General features: G+C 72.3%; 9 protein-coding genes. 4 read left to right on the forward strand and 5 right to left on the reverse strand.

Features of this window, described 5'->3' with window-relative positions:
- Positions 1-85 precede the first annotated feature (85 nt).
- Together ACIQUQ_RS01535 and trxA are read left to right on the forward strand one after the other, a co-directional pair.
- Positions 86-490, forward strand: a complete 405-nt coding sequence (locus ACIQUQ_RS01535; protein ID WP_403970551.1) for a MerR family transcriptional regulator — start codon at positions 86-88, stop codon at positions 488-490.
- A 29-nt stretch (positions 491-519) separates the two neighbouring features.
- Positions 520-858, forward strand: a complete 339-nt coding sequence (gene trxA, locus ACIQUQ_RS01540; RefSeq protein WP_403969883.1) for a thioredoxin — start codon at positions 520-522, stop codon at positions 856-858.
- Positions 859-878: 20 nt separating this feature from the next.
- On the opposite strand, the gene glgB is transcribed toward trxA, so the two are convergent.
- From glgB to ACIQUQ_RS01560, 4 genes are all read right to left on the reverse strand, one after another.
- On the reverse strand, positions 879-3404 hold the full coding sequence (glgB, locus tag ACIQUQ_RS01545; protein ID WP_403969886.1) for a 1,4-alpha-glucan branching enzyme: 2526 nt from the start codon (positions 3402-3404) through the stop codon (positions 879-881).
- Complete coding sequence (locus tag ACIQUQ_RS01550; protein ID WP_403969889.1) at positions 3401-4906, reverse strand: maltokinase; 1506 nt, start codon at positions 4904-4906, stop codon at positions 3401-3403. The genes glgB and ACIQUQ_RS01550 overlap by 4 nt, the downstream gene beginning before the upstream one ends.
- 183 nt (positions 4907-5089) lie before the next feature.
- The gene (gene treS, locus ACIQUQ_RS01555) at positions 5090-6787 is read right to left on the reverse strand and encodes a maltose alpha-D-glucosyltransferase (RefSeq protein ID WP_403662048.1); all 1698 of its coding nucleotides are present in this window, start codon (positions 6785-6787) and stop codon (positions 5090-5092) included.
- Entirely contained in the window at positions 6784-8793 is a 2010-nt protein-coding gene (locus tag ACIQUQ_RS01560; protein WP_403969892.1) for an alpha-1,4-glucan--maltose-1-phosphate maltosyltransferase, read from the reverse strand. The genes treS and ACIQUQ_RS01560 overlap by 4 nt, the downstream gene beginning before the upstream one ends.
- A 355-nt stretch (positions 8794-9148) precedes the next feature.
- Here ACIQUQ_RS01560 and glgP point away from each other — a divergent pair, with 355 nt between their 5' ends.
- On the forward strand, positions 9149-11785 hold the full coding sequence (gene glgP, locus ACIQUQ_RS01565) for an alpha-glucan family phosphorylase (protein WP_403969895.1): 2637 nt from the start codon (positions 9149-9151) through the stop codon (positions 11783-11785).
- A gap of 223 nt (positions 11786-12008) precedes the next feature.
- On the opposite strand, the gene ACIQUQ_RS01570 is transcribed toward glgP, so the two are convergent.
- A complete protein-coding gene (locus ACIQUQ_RS01570; protein WP_403970554.1) occupies positions 12009-14216 on the reverse strand; it encodes a M4 family metallopeptidase in 2208 nt (735 codons plus the stop codon).
- Positions 14217-14672: 456 nt separating this feature from the next.
- Here ACIQUQ_RS01570 and ACIQUQ_RS01575 point away from each other — a divergent pair, with 456 nt between their 5' ends.
- Positions 14673-16148 (forward strand): sugar transferase, encoded by a 1476-nt coding sequence (locus ACIQUQ_RS01575; RefSeq protein WP_403969898.1) that lies wholly within the window; start codon positions 14673-14675, stop codon positions 16146-16148.
- Positions 16149-16164: the final 16 nt, after the last annotated feature.

The following is a 16164-nucleotide window of genomic DNA, read 5'->3' on the forward strand; positions in this document are numbered from 1 at the left end:
TACCGCCGTGCCCCTCCTACAAGCGCCCGGGGCCGCCCGCTGTTCCCTTGCCTTGACGCGGGCGTCAAGGATTACGGTCGTGGCCATGCGCATCGGCGAGCTGGCCGCACGGGCCGGGACCACCACGCGGACCCTCCGCTACTACGAGTCGCGGGGGCTGCTGCCCGCCCGCCGGGCCGTCAACGGGTACCGCGAGTACGGCGAGGAGGACCTGCGGCTGCTGCGGCAGATCCGCACCCTCCAGGACTTCGGCTTCGGCCTGGAGGAGACCCGGCCCTTCGTGGACTGCCTCAGGGCGGGCCACCCGGCCGGGGACAGCTGTCCCGCCTCGCTCGCCGTGTACCGCCGCAAGCTCGCCGAACTCGACGAGCTGATCGGCCAGTTGACGGACGTACGACAGCAGGTGGCGCGCCAGCTCGCGAGCGCGGAGCTGGCCGCCGAGGCGGAGGCCCCGGGCGGTCCGGAGCCGCGCTGTGAACTGACCGGATGACCCCGGATGACCGGATAGGAGAGAGACCCATGGTGCGTGCGGCCGGAGTGCCCGAAGTGACGGACGCGGACTTCGAGGCGGAGGTGCTGGCGGCCGGGCTGCCGGTGCTCGTCGAGTTCACGGCGGACTGGTGCGGCCCCTGCCGCCAGCTGGCCCCCGTGCTCAGCGCGGTGGCCGCCGAGGAGGCCGGGCGGATCAAGGTCGTGCAGATCGACGTGGACAGCAACCCCGTCACCCAGTCCCGGTACGGGGTGCTGTCCATGCCGACCCTGCTCGTCTTCCGGCGGGGCGAGCCCGTCAGGCAGATGGTCGGCGCCCGCGCCAAGCGCAAGCTCCTCCAGGAGATCGACGAGGCCCTGGCCGCCTGACGGGCGTCACACCGGCCGGGTCACGCCGGCCGGAACCAGACCGTCGCCAGCGGCGGGAGGGTCAGCCGCAGGCTGGCCCCCCGCCCGTGCGCCGGCACCTCGTCCGGCTTGACCGGCCCGGGGTTGAGCACCCCGCTGCCGCCGAACCGGGCCGCGTCCGTGTTCAGCACCTCGCTCCAGGCGGGCACCGCGTCCGGGTCAGGCACGCCCAGCCGGTAGTCGTGCCGGACCACCGGCGAGAAGTTGCTCACCGACAGCAGCGGGGCGCCCTGGGCGTCGTACCGCAGGAACGCGAAGACGTTGTCCTCCGCCGCGTCCCCCACGACCCACGCGAAGCCCTCGGGCACGGTGTCCCGCTCCCACAGGGCCGGCGCCTGCGCGTACACCGTGTTCAGCTCGCGCACCAGGTCCCGCACCCCGATGTGGTCGGCCGCCGCCGCGTACGACGGGTCCACCAGCCACCAGTCGGGACCGTGCGCCTCCGACCACTCGGCACCCTGCGCGAACTCCTGCCCCATGAACAGCAGCTGCTTGCCCGGGTGGGCCCACATGAAGCCGAGGTACGCGCGGTGGCAGGCCCGCTGCTGCCACCAGTCGCCCGGCATCTTCGACACCAGCGACCGCTTGCCGTGCACCACCTCGTCGTGCGAGATCGGCAGCACGTAGTTCTCGCTGTACGCGTAGACCATCGAGAAGGTCATCTCGTGGTGGTGGTACTTCCGGTGCACCGGCTCGTGCGCCACGTACCCCAGCGAGTCGTGCATCCAGCCCATGTTCCACTTCAGGCCGAAGCCCAGGCCGCCGAAGCCGCCCGCGCCCACGTGGTGCGTCGGACGGGTCACCCCGTCCCAGGCAGTGGACTCCTCCGCGATGGTCACCACCCCGGGGCAGCGCCGGTACACGGTGGCGTTCATCTCCTGGAGGAAGGCCACGGCGTCCTGGTTCTCCCGCCCGCCATGCTCGTTCGGCGACCACTCGCCGGGCCCGCGCGAGTAGTCCAGGTAGAGCATCGAGGCCACCGCGTCCACGCGCAGGCCGTCGACGTGGAACTCCTCGCACCAGTACACGGCGTTGGCCACCAGGAAGTTGCGGACCTCCTTGCGGCCGTAGTCGAACTCCAGCGTCCCCCAGTCCGGGTGCGCGGCCCGCTTCGGGTCCTGCGGCTCGTACAGCGGCCGCCCGTCGAACTCCGCCAGCGCCCACTCGTCCCGAGGGAAGTGCGCCGGCACCCAGTCGACGATCACGCCGATCCCGGCCCGGTGCAGCGCGTCCACCAGGAACCGGAAGTCGTCCGGCGTGCCCATCCGCGAGGTCGGCGCGTAGAAGCCGGTGACCTGGTAGCCCCAGGACCCGCCGAAGGGGTGCTCGGCGACGGGCATCAGCTCCACGTGCGTGAAGCCCAGCTCCTTCACGTACGCCGGCAGCTGCTCGGCGAGCTGGCGGTACGTGAGCCCCGGCCGCCAGGACGCCAGGTGCACCTCGTACACGGAGAACGGCGAGGTGTGCGCCGGGCGGTCCCCGCGCCGCTCCATCCACTCCGCGTCGCCCCACTCGTGGCGGGAGCCGGCCACGACCGACGCGTTCGCGGGCGGCACCTCGGTGCGCCGGGCCATCGGGTCGGCGCGCAGGGTGTGGCTGCCGTCGGGGCGGGCGATGTCGAACTTGTACAGCGCCCCCTCGCCCACGCCCGGCAGGAACAGCTCCCACACGCCGGTCGAGCCGAGCGAGCGCATCGGGGAGGCGGTGGCGTCCCAGTACGAGAAGTCGCCGGTGACCCGCACGCCGCGGGCGTTGGGCGCCCACACCGTGAACCGGGTGCCGGCCACCCCCTCGTGCACCATCGGCTGCGCGCCGAGGGCCTTCCACAGCTGCTCGTGCCGGCCCTCGCCGATCAGGTGCAGGTCCAGCTCGCCGAGCGCGGGCAGGAACCGGTACGGGTCCTCGACCTCGATCTCGTCGTTCTCGTACGTCACGAGCAGCCGGTAGTCGGGCACCGCGGCCAGCGGCAGCAGCCCCGAGAACAGCCCGTCCCCGTCGTCGTGCAGCGGGGCCCGCAGGCCCTTGGCCACGACCGTGACCCCGCGGGCGTACGGGCGCAGCGCGCGGAAGGCCACCCCGCCCCGGCAGACCCGGGCCCCCAGCAGGGCGTGCGGGTCGTGGTGGGTGCCGGACAGCAGCCGGCCGCGGTCCTCGTCGGACAGCGCCGGTGCCGGCCGGGTGCGGCGGGCCGCGGGGGCCCGCCGGGCGCGGGGCGGCTTGGCGGCCGAGGCCCCGGCGGCCGCCTTCGCGGTTCCGGCCTTGGCGGTTCCGGTCCTGCGGGTGGCGGTCTTGGCCGCGGGGGGCTCGGCCGGGGCGTCCAGGCCGGCGGCGTCCGGGCCGGCGGTGTCCGGGCCGGCCGGGGGCTCTTCCGCGTCGAGCGTGCCGACCCGGCCCGGCGGGACCCCGTCGGGCCGCTCGTCCGGCCCGGCCGCGCTCCTGGGCGACTTGGCGGACTGTTTCGCGGGCTGCTTGGCGACGGTACGGGACGGCTGACGGGCGGGGGTCACGTGTGCGGCCTCCTCGGGGGCTGCGGGCGGTGGGGGGTCGGGAGGGAGCCAGGGGCGGGGTTGTTGGCCGGCTTGGCCGGTCCGGGGGTGCGGCTGCGGCGCGGGGGCCGGTCGGCGGGCGCGCGGGAGGTGGCGGGGTTGACCGCCGCCTCGCCGCCCGCGGCCAGCCGCCGGATGGCGGCCATCGGCACGTGCAGCCAGTCCGGCCGGTGCCGGTACTCGTACCGGGCCTCGTACACGGCCTTGTCGGTCTCGAAGGCACGCAGCAGCACCGGGTCCTCGCGCGGGTCGCGGCCGGTGGTCGCCGCGTAGCCCGAGCAGAAGGCGGCCCGGCAGGCCTCGGCCCAGGCGGGGGACCAGGGTTCGTGGGAGCGGGCCGCGTAGTCGAAGGAGCGCAGCATCCCCGCCACGTCCTTGACCGCCGGCTCGGGGCAGCGCCGCTCGGCCAGCGGACGGGCCGGTTCGCCCTCGAAGTCGATCAGCCGCCAGCTGCCGTCGGCGGCCCGCAGGGTCTGGCCGAGGTGCAGGTCGCCGTGGATCCGCTGGGCCCAGCCGCCCCGGCCGCCGCGCCCGCCGGGCACCAGGGCCAGCGCGTCGAACGCGGCCCGCAGCCCGGCCTCGTAGGGCCGCAGCGCCGGCACCTCACGGACGGTCGAGGCGAGCCGGGCGGTCATCGCCGCCGCCAGCCGCGCCGTCTCGGCGGGACCGAGCCGCACCGTCGGCAGGGCGGCGGCCAGCGCGCTGTGCACTTCGGCCGTGGCGCGCCCCATCTCGTACGCCTCGTCCGTGAAGGCGTCGCCGGCCCCGAGCCGGCGCAGCGCCAGCTGCCAGCCGTCGTCGGAGCCGCGCAGGTACGGCTGGAGCACGCCGAGGGTCAGCGGCTCGCCCGTTCCGGCGGGTCCCGGCGGCTCGGCCTCGTACCAGGCCACCGGCGCCGGGACGCGCGCGCAGCCCGCCCCGGCCAGGGCCCTGGGCAGCTCCAGGTCCGGGTTGGTGCCCGGGCCGACCCGGCGGAACACCTTCAGGATGAACGTATCCCCGTAGATGAGCGAGGAGTTCGACTGCTCGCCCGACAGGGGTCTGGGAGCCAGCCCGGCCGGGATCCGCACGTCCTCGTCCCGGGCGAACCGCAGCGGCCCGAGCTGGCCCGGCGTGCGCAGCCGCTCCAGCAGCAGCCCCGCCAGCCGCGGGTCGCCGAGGCCCTCGTACACCGTCAGTCCGGCGTACGCGCCCGACGCCCCCGCCTCGACCCGGCCGATCAGGGCCGGCGCGAGGGCGGGGGGCAGGGTCCGGCGCAGCCCGAGCAGCAGCTGGTAGCAGTCGTCGTCGACGTCGACCAGCAGGTGGAGCAGCCGTGGCGAGGTGCCCGGCGGCAGCAGTTCGGCCGCCGAGACCACCTCGATCCGCGCAATGGCCCTCCCCTTGCCCGCGAACCACCGCTGGCGCGGCAGCCAGCCGCGCAGCAGGGGTTCCAGCGCCCGGGCGGATGCAGCCTCTGACATGGCATCGCGTCCTTTCCCCGGGCCCGCCACAGAATGCGCAGAGTGTCCCGGATCACGGCAGTTGCTGTCCGGTCGTGAGCGAGTGTCGGGTCAGGATGGTCCGTACAGGGACGGCGGTTGACCCGTTCGCCGCGAGCCGCTGTGCACTTGGTGAGGTCGTACGCGCCGACCGCGCGGACGCGGTCAGGACTCCCCGCGCAGCCGGAACCAGTAGAAGCCGTGGCCCGCCAGGGTCAGCAGGTACGGCCACTCGCCGATCGGGGGGAAGCGGATCTCCCCGGTCAGTTCCATCGGCACCCGTCCGTTGAACGACCGCAGGTCCAGCTCGGTCGGCTGGGCGAAGCGCGAGAAGTTGTGCACGCAGAGGACCAGGTCGTCCCCGTACTCCCGCAGGAACGCGATCACCGCCGGGTTGGACGACGGCAGTTCTGTGTACGAACCGAGTCCGAAGGCGGGGTTCTGCTTCCGGATCTCGATCAGCCGGCGCGTCCAGTGCAGGAGCGAGGACGGGGAGGACATCGCGGCCTCGACGTTGGTCACCGTGTACCCGTAGACCGGGTCCATGATGACCGGCAGGTTCAGCCTGCCCGGGTCGCAGGAGGAGAAACCCGCGTTCCGGTCGGGGGTCCACTGCATCGGGGTGCGGACGCCGTCCCGGTCGCCCAGCCAGATGTTGTCGCCCATCCCGATCTCGTCCCCGTAGTAGAGGACGGGCGAGCCGGGCAGCGACAGCAGCAGGGCGGTGAACAGCTCCATCTGCTTGCGGTCGTTGTCCAGCAGCGGGGCGAGCCGGCGGCGGATGCCGATGTTGGCGCGCATCCGCGGGTCCTTGGCGTACTCCGCGTACATGTAGTCGCGCTCTTCGTCCGTGACCATTTCGAGGGTCAGCTCGTCGTGGTTGCGGAGGAAGATGCCCCACTGGCAGCCCGACGGGATGGCCGGGGTCTTGGCCAGGATCTCGGAGACCGGGTACCGCGACTCCCGCCGCACCGCCATGAAGATGCGCGGCATCACCGGGAAGTGGAAGGCCATGTGGCACTCGTCGCCGCCCTTGGCGAAGTCGCCGAAGTAGTCGACCACGTCCTCGGGCCACTGGTTGGCCTCGGCCAGCAGCACGGTGTCCGGGTAGTGCGCGTCGATCTCGGCCCGGATCCGCTTCAGCAGCGTGTGGGTGCGGGGGAGGTTCTCGCAGTTCGTCCCCTCCTCCGCGTACAGGTACGGGACCGCGTCCAGCCGGAAGCCGTCGATGCCGAGGTCCAGCCAGAAGCGCAGGGCGGAGACGATCTCCTCCTGGACGGCGGGGTTCTCGAAGTTGAGGTCCGGCTGGTGCGAGAAGAAGCGGTGCCAGTAGTACTGCTTGCGTACCGGGTCGTACGTCCAGTTCGAGGTCTCCGTGTCGACGAAGATGATGCGGGCGTCCTGGTACTGCTTGTCGTTGTCGGCCCACATGTAGTAGTCGCCGTACGGGCCGTCCGGATGCATCCGCGACTGCTGGAACCACTCGTGCTGGTCGCTCGTGTGGTTCATGACGAAGTCGATGATCACCCGCATCCCGCGCTGGTGCGCCGCGTCGACGAACTCCACGAAGTCCGCCAGGTCGCCGAACTCCGGCAGCACGGCCGTGTAGTCCGAGACGTCGTAACCGCCGTCCCGCAGGGGGGACTTGAAGAACGGCGGCAGCCAGAGGCAGTCCACGCCCAGCCACTGGAGGTAGTCCAGCTTGGCGGTCAGCCCCTTGAGGTCCCCTACGCCGTCCCCGTTGCTGTCGTGGAAGGAGCGGACCAGGACCTCGTAGAAGACCGCCCGCTTGAACCACTCGGGATCGCGGTCCTTGGCGGGGGTGTCCTCGAAGGTGTCGTGGACGGGATCGTTGATCATCATGAGGCGGGTGACCCTCCGTTCGGCGGGGACGGTCGCAGGGCCGCCAGTACGTGCGCGGGCGAGCGGCCCGGTTCGAGGCGCACGTAGTTCGCCCTGCCCCAGTAGTAGGTGTCGCCGGTGAGCTCGTCGCGCACCGGGAGGGACCCGTGCCAGTCGAGCCCGAGTACCGGCATGTCCAACGAGACGGTCGCCTCCTGGGTGTGGTGCGGGTCCAGGTTGACGACCACGAGCACGGTGTTCCGGCCCTGCGGCGTCTCCGCCGTCTTCGAGTAGGCGATCACCTGCTCGTTGTCGGTCTCGTGGAAGTGCAGGTCGCGCAGCTGCTGGAGCGCGGGGTTGCGGCGGCGCAGCCGGTTGAGCGAGGTGATCAGCGGCGCGATGGTCCGCCCCTCGCGGTCCGCCGCCGCCCAGTCACGCGGCCTGAGCTGGTACTTCTCCGAATCCAGGTACTCCTCGCCGCCCTCCTTCAGCGCGGTGTTCTCGCACAGCTCGTAGCCCGCGTACACCCCCCAGGTGGGGGACAGGGTGGCCGCCAGCACGGCGCGTACCTCGAACGCCGGGCGGCCGCCGTGCTGCAGGTAGGCGTGCAGGATGTCCGGCGTGTTGACGAAGAGGTTGGGCCGCATGGCCGCAGCGGATTCACCCGACAGCTCCGTCAGGTACTCCGTCAGCTCCGCCTTGGTGTTGCGCCAGGTGAAGTACGTGTACGACTGCTGGAAGCCCACCGCGGCCAGCGTCCGCATCATCGCCGGCCGGGTGAACGCCTCGGCCAGGAAGATCACGTCCGGGTCCCTGTGGTTGACCTCCGCGATCACCCGTTCCCAGAACACCACCGGCTTGGTGTGCGGATTGTCCACCCGGAAGATGCGCACCCCGTGGTCCATCCAGAACCGCAGGATCCGTACCGTCTCCTCGACCAGCCCGTCCATGTCACGGTCGAAGTCCAGGGGATAGATGTCCTGGTACTTCTTCGGCGGGTTCTCCGCGTACGCGATCGTGCCGTCGGCCCGGTGCCGGAACCACTCCGGGTGCTTCTCCACCCACGGGTGGTCCGGCGAGCACTGGAGCGCGAAGTCCAGCGCGATCTCCATGCGCAGCTCGGCGGCCCGGGCCACGAAGCGGTCGAAGTCTTCGAGGGTGCCCAGGTCCGGGTGGACCGCGTCGTGGCCGCCCTCCGGCGAACCGATCGCCCACGGCACCCCCACGTCGTAACGCCCGGCCTTCAGGGCGTTGTTCGGCCCCTTCCGGAAGGTCGTGCCGATGGGGTGGACCGGCGGCAGGTAGACCACGTCGAAGCCCATCGCGGCCACCGCGGGCAGCCGCTCGGCGGCCGTGCGGAAGGTGCCGCTCTTCGGCTTGCGCCGGTTGCCGGTCGGCAGCACCGCGCCCTCCGAGCGCGGGAACATCTCGTACCAGGAGCCGAACAGCGCCCGCTTGCGCTCCACCAGCAGCGGCAGTGCCTTCGACGGCGTCACCAGCTCCCGCAGCGGGAACCGCGCCAGCACCTCCGTCACCTCGGGCGCCACCGCGGCCGCCAGCCGCTCGGCCGCCGGACGCCCCTCGTCCCGCAGCGCGTCCGCAGCCGCCAGCACCACCTCGCGGCCGTCCCGCTTCGGCACGCCCGTGGCGGCCCGGTCGAACAGCTCCGCGCCCTCCATCAGCACCAGGGCCGTGTCGATCCCGGCCGGGATCTTGATGCCCGCGTGCTCCCGCCAGGTCGCCAGCGGATCGCTCCACGCCTCCACCGTGTACGTCCAGCGGCCCTCCGTCGGTGCCGAGATCCGCGCCCCCCACCGGTCGGTCCCGGGGGCCAGCTCCCGCATCGGGACGGGCGGCTGCTCCTTGCCGGCGGGGTCCCGCAGCACCAGGTGCGCCGCGACGCACTCGTGCCCTTCGCGGAAGACCGTCGCCGACACCTCGAACACCTCGTCCACCACCGCTTTCGCGGGCCTGGCACCGCAGTCGACGGCAGGGCGGACGTCCAGCACGGGAATGCGACCGATCATGAGATCACCTGGGGGTGGTTCCGGGGGCATGGTCCGAGACGCGCCGGGGCGGCGCGCTCTGCTCGGTCTGTTTCTAGCCGCTCCAACGACGGCTGAAGTGCGGGCATGGCCGCTCCTGTCCGCGTTCACTCGGGTGGCGGGAAGTGGGGGGCGGGTGCACGGTGCACTCCCGGCGGGGGAGGCACGCGGTCAGCCTTTCCCCGCGTTCGGGCGGTGCAATCCGGTCTTCGGGTCAACTACTCATACGTAACGGGAATGGCGGGAGTTCGACGCGGCTACCTTTCCTGGGGTGAAGCCGGAACGCACAGCGTGGTGCGTCCATGACGATCCGTACCTCCCCTGCGAAGGTGGACACGTGAAGGCAATCCGTCGATTCACCGTGCGCCCCGTCCTGCCGGAACCCCTCCAGCCGCTCCACGGCCTCGCGCGCAACCTGCGCTGGTCCTGGCACGCGGAGACCCGCGAACTCTTCCAATCCGTCGACCCCGAGGGCTGGCACGCGGCGGGCGGCGACCCCGTCCGGCTGCTCGGCTCCGTCTCCGCCGCCCGGCTCGCCGAGCTGTCCCAGGACCGCAGGTTCCTGCGCCGGCTGGCCGCCGTCTCCGCCGACCTCGACGACTACCTCCGCGGCGACCGCTGGTACCAGAACCAGGAGAACGCCCCGGAACTGCCCGCCGCCGTCGCCTACTTCTCGCCCGAGTTCGGGATCACCGCCGCGCTGCCGCAGTACTCCGGCGGCCTCGGGATCCTCGCCGGGGACCACCTCAAGGCCGCCAGCGACCTCGGCGCCCCGCTCATCGGGGTCGGGCTGCTCTACCGCCACGGCTACTTCCGCCAGTCCCTCTCCCGGGACGGCTGGCAGCAGGAGCACTACCCCGTGCTCGACCCGAACGAGCTGCCCGTCTCCCTGCTCCGCCAGCCCGACGGCGACCCCTGCCGGATCACCCTCCAGCTCCCCTCCGGCCGCACCCTGCACGCCCACGTCTGGCAGGCGCGGGTGGGCCGCGTGCCGCTGCTGCTGCTCGACTCCGACGTCGAGGACAACGACGCCGCCGCCCGCGAGGTGACCGACCGGCTCTACGGCGGCGGCAGCGACCACCGGCTGCTCCAGGAGATGCTGCTGGGCATCGGCGGGGTGCGCGCGGTCCGCACGTACTGCTCCCTGACCGGTCACCCGGAACCCGAGGTCTTCCACACGAACGAGGGACACGCCGGCTTCCTCGGCCTGGAGCGCATAAGGGAACTCGCGGTCGAAGGCCTGGGCTTCGACGCCGCGCTGGAGACGGTCCGGGCGGGGACCGTCTTCACCACCCACACCCCCGTCCCCGCCGGCATCGACCGCTTCGACCGCGCCCTGGTCGCCCGCCACTTCGGCGAGGGCGGCGAACTGGCCGGCATCCCCGTCGACCGCATCCTCGAGCTCGGCCTGGAGACCTACGAGGGCGGCGACCCCGGCATCTTCAACATGGCCGTGATGGGACTGCGGCTGGCGCAGCGCGCCAACGGCGTCTCCACCCTGCACGGGGCCGTCAGCCGCGGCATGTTCGCGGGCCTGTGGCCCGGGTTCGACCCCGCCGACGTGCCGATCACCTCCATCACCAACGGCGTGCACGCGCCGACCTGGGTGGCGCCCGAGGTGATGCGGCTCGGCGCCCGCCAGATCGGTGCCGGACGGGCCGAGGACGCCCTGTCGGTGGGCGGCTCGGCGCGCTGGGACGCCGTGGCGGACATCCCGGACGCGGACGTCTGGGACCTGCGCCGGGGGCTGCGCGAGCAGCTGGTGCAGGAGGTGCGCGAGCGGCTGCGGGCATCCTGGCGGCAGCGCGGCGCCGGGGCCGCGGAACTCGGCTGGGTCGACTCGGTGCTGGACCCGGACGTGCTGACCATCGGGTTCGCGCGCCGGGTGCCCTCGTACAAGCGGCTGACGCTGATGCTGCGGGATCCGGAGCGGCTGAGGAGGCTGCTGCTCGACCCGGAGCGGCCGGTCCAGATCGTGGTGGCGGGGAAGGCCCATCCCGCCGACGACGGGGGCAAGCGGCTGGTGCAGGAGCTGGTGCGGTTCTCCGACGACCCGCGCGTGCGGCACCGCATCGTCTTCCTGCCCGACTACGGCATGGCGATGGCCCAGAAGCTCTACCCGGGCTGCGACGTGTGGCTGAACAACCCGCTGCGGCCGCTGGAGGCCTGCGGGACCAGCGGCATGAAGGCGGCGCTGAACGGCTGCCTCAACCTGTCGGTGCTGGACGGCTGGTGGGACGAGTGGTTCGAGCCGGACTTCGGCTGGGCCATCCCGACGGCCGACGGCGCCGGCACGGACGAGGACCGCCGCGACGACCTGGAGGCGGCGGCCCTCTACGAGCTGATCGAGCGCCGTGTGGTGCCGCGCTTCTACGACCGCTCCGGCGGCGGCAACCTGCCGGGCCGGTGGATCGAGATGGTCCGCAGGACGCTGGTGTCGCTGGGACCGAAGGTGCTGGCGGGCCGGATGGTGCGCGAGTACGTGGAGCGGCTGTACGCGCCGGCCGCCCGGGCCCACCGCGCCCTGGTACCGGACGCCGCCCGCGAACTGGCCGACTGGAAGTCCCGGGTGCGGGCCGCCTGGGCGGGGGTGGCGGTGGACCACGTGGAGGCCCTCGCGGCCACCCCGGTCAACGGCACCGCCCAGCTGGGCGCCACGCTGAGCCTGCGGGTGCAGGTGAGCCTGGACGCGCTCGGGCCGGACGACGTGGAGGTGCAGGCGCTGGCCGGCCGGGTGGACGCGGAGGACGTGATCACCGACGCGCGGGTGTTCCCGCTCAAGCCGGCGGGTGGCCCGGACCTGGAGGGCCGCTGGCTGTACGAGGGGCCGCTGGCCCTGGACCGCACCGGGCCCTTCGGCTACACGGTGCGGATCCTGCCGTCCCACGGGCTGCTGGCCCACGGGGCGGAGCTGGGGCTGCTGGCCGCCCCGTCGACGACGGCGTCGACGGCCGCGCCGCCGCCGCTGCGGTAGCCCTCCGGGGGTGCGGGGCCCGTGCCGGGTGCGGTTCGTTGCCGTTCCTGTGCCGGGTGCGGGTCCCGTGCCGGGTGCCGGTCCCGTGGCGGGTGCGGTGCGATTCCGGGTGCGGCGTGGTGGGGGTGCGGATTTCGCTGCCCGGACGTGCGGAACGGCCCGGGGATGGTCCCCGGGCCGTTCTGTGGGTCACTCAGGTGGTGCTGCCGTCACTCGCCCCCGGTCAGAAGGTGAGCTTCCAGCTGTTGATGTAGCCGGTGTCGAGGGCCGCGAGGTCCGCGACACGGAGCTTCCAGGTGCCCTGGGCCACCTCGGAGGAGGCGTTCACCGTGAACGACTGCACGATGTTGTCCGCGCTGCCGCCGGTGCGGTTGCGCAGGTTGTAGACGGAGCCGTCGGGGGCGACGAGGTCGACCTTCAGGTCACCGACGTAGGTGTGGACGATGTTCACGTCCACCTTCAGGGCCGACGACGCGTTGCCCGTCCGGGTGACGGCGATCGGCGACTCCACGGTCGAGTTGTCGCTGATCGTGTAGTCGTTGGTGTTCTCGAAGACGTTCTGCTGGTTGGTGCCGACCGTCCAGGTGAACGACGCGGTACCGGTCGCGTTGGTCGAGTCCGTGACCGTCACCGTGACGTTGGAGGTGCCCGCGGTGGTGGCGGTGCCGGAGATCAGACCGGTGGAGGAGTTGATCGACAGGCCGGCCGGGAGGCCGGTGGCCGAGTAGCTCAGCGCGCCCGGGTTGGTGGAGGTCGCCTGGATCTGCAGGCTGGCCGCCGTGTTGATGACGGTGTTCTGGTTGCCCGGGTTGGTGACCGAGACGCCGTTGACGATGCGCGCGCCGACGTTGATGGCGGCCCAGGCGTTCGCGACGTTGTTGTACGTGGCGGAGCCCTGGCCGTACAGGTCGGCCGCGGCCTTCAGGGTCTGGACGCGGGCGTCCGCGTAGTTGGTCGTGGACTTGAAGTAGCCCACGGTCAGCGCGCGGAACCAGATCTTCTCGGCGGCGGCGCGGCCGATCGGCGTCACCGGCTGGCCGTCGGAGGTCGGCGAGTCGTAGCTCACGCCGTTGATCACCTTCGGGCCGCTGCCCTCGGAGGCGAGGTAGAACCAGTGGTTCGCCGGGCCCGAGGAGTAGTGGACGTCGATGGAGCCGATGCCGGAGTACCACGCGTCCTTGGACGAGCCGTCCTTGCTCGGCTTGTCCATGTAGCGCAGCGGGGTGCCGTTGCCGCGGATGTCGATCTTCTCGCCGACGAGGTAGTCGCCCACGTCGTTGGAGTTGCCGCCGTAGAACTCGACCGCCGCCGCGAAGATGTCGGAGGTGGCCTCGTTCAGACCGCCGGGCTCGCCCGAGTAGGTCATGTTGCCGGTGACCGAGGTCATGCCGTGGGTCATCTCGTGCGCGGCCACGTCGATCGACGTGAGCGGCTTGACGTTGCCGTCACCGTCGCCGTACGTCATGCAGAAGCAGGAGTCCTGCCAGAACGCGTTGACGTAGGCGTTGCCGTAGTGGACCCGGGTGTAGGGTGCGACACCGTCGTTGCGCAGGCCGTTGCGGCCGTGCACGTTCTTGTAGTAGTCCCAGGTCAGGGCGGCGCCGTAGTGGGCGTCGGCGCCGGCCGTCTCCAGGTTGGAAGGCGAGCCGTTGCCCCAGACGTCGTCGGATCCGGAGAACAGCGTGCCGGTGCCGGAGGTGCCCCGGTTGAGGTTGTACGTCTTGTGGTTGCCGCGCGTCGCGTCGGTCAGGTTGTAGGTGCTGCCCGACTGCGAGGTGCCCAGCGTCACGGTGCCGCTGTACATGGTGTTGCCGGTACCGGTCTCGACGCCCTGCCACTCGGCTATCTTCGCGCCGGTCTTGGCGTTGGTGACCACGTGCAGCTCGCTCGGCGTGCCGTCGTGCTGGAGGCCGCCGACGACGGTCTCGTACGCGAGGACGGGGGCGCCGGAGGCGGCCCAGACGACCTTGCGGGCGGCCCGGGAAGGCTTGGCGTCCTTGCCGCCCTCGGCCTTCGCGGCGCCGATCGCCTGCTTCTCGGCGGCCGAGGCGGCCACCGTGGCGGAGGTCGTCGGCACGCTGATGGTGTGGTGGGTGGCCTTGGTGACGGACTTGGTCACGCCGTTGCGGGCATGGACCGTCAGGTCACCGCCGAGCACGGGCAGTCCGGCGAAGGTCCGCTCGTACGTGGTGTGCGTCGTGCCGTCGGCGTCCTTGGCCACGTCGCGGACGATGAGCTTCTCCTGGCCGCCGAGCCCGAGGGCCTTGGCGGCCTGGGCGGTGCCGGATCCCGCCTCCGCGATCAGCGTCGCACGCTGGGAGGGGGTCAGCTTGACGGCAGCGGCGCCCGGGTTCGGGCGGGCGGCCTGGGCCGCGTTCGACGCGGTGGCGTCGGCGGTGGCGGAACCGGCCTGGATGCCGACGGCGAGCATGGCCGCAGCGGCAACGAGCGCGCCGGCCGCGGTGGCACGCCTATGGGGGGTGGGACTCAACGCAGGACTCCTTCTGCAGGGGGGTTCCGGACGGCTGGGTGGGCCACCGGGCAGAGCAGGCAGTGCGCAGAACGGAGTGAAGAGTGCCATCAGAGGCATGAACATGTCAGGGGCGCGTCACAAGGTTGGCCAGAAATGGTTCGTTGTCCGAAGCGGCATGTCCGCTATACGAACCGTTCATCTCCTTATGGGCGGCCGGGTGGATGGCCGGGCGTCCGGCATCTGGAATGAGAGGTACCGGGTGTTAACGACTGGGCAACGAGATGTCTCTTTGCCGTAAACGGCACTAACCGTACGGGTGTTTGTCGTACTGTTTCCCGGTGCGTCAGACGTCCACCGCCAGGGGAAGCGGTGGACGAGCGCGACACGTAGAGACCACACGTGCCAGGGGGGCCCATGAGGCATGTTCACGTTCCCGCTCCGAGAGTGGCCAGATCAGAGCCGGTGTCGGGAGCTGCCCCGCGCGGCCTCGGTGACAAGGCCCGCTGGTACCTGCCCGCCGCGCTGAGCTCCGACCTGCTCGGCGCCGGGGTCCCGGTCGCCCTGGCCTTCGAGGCCTCCCACCAGCCGCGTCCCATAATCTGCGCCGTCGGTGCCGCGTTCGCCTGGGCGGGTGTCCAGACGCTCCGCCGGCGCTACTCCGCCCGCGCGCTGGGCGAGTCCCGGGGAGCGCTGCCCGTACTCCACGACTGGCTGATTCTGCTCGGTGTCCTGGCCGTTGCCCGGGCCGCCACGGGCGAGTCCAGTCACCCGCTGGTCTCCCTGGCGGCCCTGCTGCCGGCCCTCCTGGTCACCCTCGTCTGCCACAAGCTGACCTACCGTCACCTCGCCGCGGCCCGCCGCGAGGCCCAGGCCGTCAGCCGGGTGCTGGTCATCGGGGAGCCGGACGCCGCCGAGAGCGTCATCGCCCACCTGGCCGGCCGCACCGACCACCCGTACGTCGTCGTGGGCGCCCTCCCCGTCGGCCCGGGCCGCACGACCAGCGGCGTACCGGTGCCCGCCCGCCTCGCCCACGAGATGCCCGCGGCCCCGGCCGGGGACGCCGACACGGTCCTCGCCGCGGTCCGCGGCCTGCGCGCCGACCTCGTCCTCGTCGCCCCCGGCGCCCGGCTGGCCGGCGAGCGGCTGCGCCGCGTGGCCTGGGCCCTGCACGACGCCGGCCTGGAACTGGCCGTGTTCCCGGGCCTGGTCGAGATCTCCGTCAAGCGTCTGGAGACCCTGTCCGCGGGCGGCCTCGCCGTGCTGCGGGTCGCGCCCCCGGTGCGCCGCGGCGTGCAGCCCGTACTGAAGTCGGTGCTCGACCGGGCCGGCGCCGGCCTCGGCCTGCTGGTCCTGGCGCCCGTCTTCCTCGCCCTCGTGACCGCGATCCGGCTGGGCTCGCCCGGCCCCGCCTTCTACCGGCAGCGCCGCATCGGCCGGGACGGCGTCCCGTTCGTCATGTGGAAGTTCCGCACCATGGTCGTCGACGCCGACCAGCGCAAGGCGGAGCTGGCCGGGGCCAACGAGAACGACGGCCACATGTTCAAGATGCGCCGCGACCCCCGGATCACCCGGGTCGGCCGCTTCCTGCGCCGTACCTCTCTCGACGAACTGCCGCAGCTCATCAACGTGCTCACCGGCCGGATGTCGCTGGTCGGCCCCCGGCCGCCGCTGCCCGAGGAGGTCGCCGAGTACGACGAGGTCGAGCTGCGCCGCCTGACGGTCCGCCCCGGCATGACCGGCCTGTGGCAGATCAGCGGCCGCTCCGACCTGTCCTGGGACGAGACCATCCAGCTCGACCTCCAGTACGTCGACAACTGGTCCTTCACCAGTGACGTCGACCTGGTGGCCCGTACGTTCCGCGCCGTCGTCGACGGGCGCGGAGCGTACTGAGGAGCACCACGGATGA

Source organism: Streptomyces sp. NPDC101118, assembly GCF_044759445.1.
Taxonomy (GTDB): Bacteria; Actinomycetota; Actinomycetes; order Streptomycetales; family Streptomycetaceae; genus Streptomyces.

Coding starts and splice junctions, on each gene's coding strand:
- ACIQUQ_RS01570 (WP_403970554.1), bottom strand. CDS start 14,216: ATGCTCGCCGTCGGCATCCAGGCCGGTTCCGCCACCGCCGACGCCACC.
- treS (WP_403662048.1), bottom strand. CDS start 6,787: ATGATGATCAACGATCCCGTCCACGACACCTTCGAGGACACCCCCGCC.
- ACIQUQ_RS01535 (WP_403970551.1), top strand. CDS start 86: ATGCGCATCGGCGAGCTGGCCGCACGGGCCGGGACCACCACGCGGACC.
- trxA (WP_403969883.1), top strand. CDS start 520: ATGGTGCGTGCGGCCGGAGTGCCCGAAGTGACGGACGCGGACTTCGAG.
- ACIQUQ_RS01575 (WP_403969898.1), top strand. CDS start 14,673: ATGAGGCATGTTCACGTTCCCGCTCCGAGAGTGGCCAGATCAGAGCCG.
- ACIQUQ_RS01550 (WP_403969889.1), bottom strand. CDS start 4,906: ATGTCAGAGGCTGCATCCGCCCGGGCGCTGGAACCCCTGCTGCGCGGC.
- ACIQUQ_RS01560 (WP_403969892.1), bottom strand. CDS start 8,793: ATGATCGGTCGCATTCCCGTGCTGGACGTCCGCCCTGCCGTCGACTGC.